The sequence below is a fragment of the Oscillochloris sp. ZM17-4 genome, from assembly GCF_019599295.1.
Classification (GTDB): Bacteria; Chloroflexota; Chloroflexia; order Chloroflexales; family Chloroflexaceae; genus Oscillochloris.
In genome coordinates this window covers 1-1633 of record NZ_JAIEWN010000158.1, presented here as the reverse complement: position 1 = coordinate 1633, position 1633 = coordinate 1, and the positions used below count along the sequence as shown (strand labels likewise).

The 1633-nt window shown below is 65.6% G+C and carries 1 protein-coding gene and 1 pseudogene; both read right to left on the bottom strand.

Features of this window, described 5'->3' with window-relative positions; all coding sequences use genetic code 11:
• Positions 1–1034 (bottom strand): tetratricopeptide repeat protein (locus K2Z83_RS28350; protein WP_220598526.1); only part of this gene is annotated, 1034 nt, incomplete at its 3' end.
• A 33-nt stretch (positions 1035–1067) separates the two neighbouring features.
• Positions 1068–1633 (bottom strand): annotated as a pseudogene (locus K2Z83_RS28345) (helicase); the annotation flags it as partial.

The window sequence follows — 1633 nt, the reverse complement described above, 5'->3', positions numbered from 1 at the left end:
ATCGCCTGGGTGGTATCGTCGATACCACCTTGCGAGTCGCCAAGCTGGGACCGGGCATTTCCACGCTCACAGTAGGCTGGCGCGCTTTGCGGGCGCAGCTTGACCGCCTCCTGTAAATCCGTGAGTGCATGCTTTGGATCGCCGACATACGACAGATAGGTCACACCGCGCTCAAAGTACGCCTGAAAATAGCCCGGATCGAGGGCGATTGCCTGGGTATACCCAGCGAGGGCTTCGGCCAGTTGCCCACGATCACGATAGAGCCCAGCCCGATTACTATAGGCAAATGCAAACTGAGGATCGGCCGCGATGGCGGCCGTAAAGTCGTCGAGTGACCCTGCATAGTCACCGGCGATGCCCCGGAGCACCCCACGGCTATAATAGGCTTGGGCGTACTTTGGGTCGAGCTGTAGCGCCTGGGTATAATCGTTGATGGCCTGCGCAGGGTTGGCCTCGGTCTCCATACGGGCGCGGTGATAGAAGGCGTGTGCTGAGGTAGAGTCCAGTTCCGTAGCGTGCGTATAGTCCTCTTGACTCCCTTGCCGATCGCCAACGCGGCTGCGCAGCGACGCGCGCAGATAGTAGGCATCTGGATACGTCGAATCACGGACAATGGCGGCACTATAGTCTGCGAGCGCGCCATCGTAATCTGCATCGCGACGCTCACGCACAAGCCCGCGCGCGGCCAGGGCCGGGGCATCCAGGGCCGTATCTGTCGGAACGGACGTGTCCGCCGGGCTGGCCGCAGCAGTGGGATGGGCGGGCGGGGCCGGTGATGGCGGAGCGGCGGTCAGGCCAGCGGTCGCCGATGGCTGGGGGCTGGCCTGCGGGGTCGGCGGCTGCGTTGGGCGTGGCATTGTCGTCGCCTGAACCACCGCCAGGGGCTGCGAATCGGCCACCCGAACGGTGCTGCGCCGGACGATCAGGATCGCGACACCGGCGAGTAGCCCCAAGAGCACTGCACTGAGAATACCGACCAGGATCCACTGGATAATGCTCGAACGAACTGGTTGGGGTGAGTGATTCAGATTCATTAGTATGCGGGATAGGGACGCACTACATCCGTACTAGCGTAAGAGTTGCTCCGGCACCAGAAACGTCACCGCGACCGGGAAGAGCCGAGGGCTGGGGTTGGCGTAGCGCGCACGGATGGCGGCGGTCTCGCCCGCAATCTCGCCAGGGATCTGGGCCAGGCGGGCGCGCAGGCTGTCCCGGTTGCGGGCCAGCTGTTCGCGCTCGGTGTCCGAGAAGTCCGGCAGCATCAGCTGGCTGATGGCCGGCTCGTCCAGCTCGGTCGCGATTGCCCGCTGTAACTCCGTCAGGATGGCCGTGATGTCCGCGACCTCCTTGTCGCGCCGCTCGGCGAGCTGCTTCTCCAGGCTGGTCGCCCGCTCGCGCATGCGCGCCTCCAATGCCGTCAGCAGCGCGTCCTGGTGCTTCGGCCACTGCGCCGCCAGGCGCTCCTGCATCGCAGTGGGCACCGCGCGATCGGTCGCCGCCGCCAGCGCCCGCTGGGTCTCGGTGAGGTTCAGGCGGGCAAAGCGGCCCTCACGCAGCTGGCCACCGGCGACGATCAGCTCCTCGTGGAGCCGCTGATGGTCGGCACCCAGCACCAGCAGCCGGGCATGGCCGA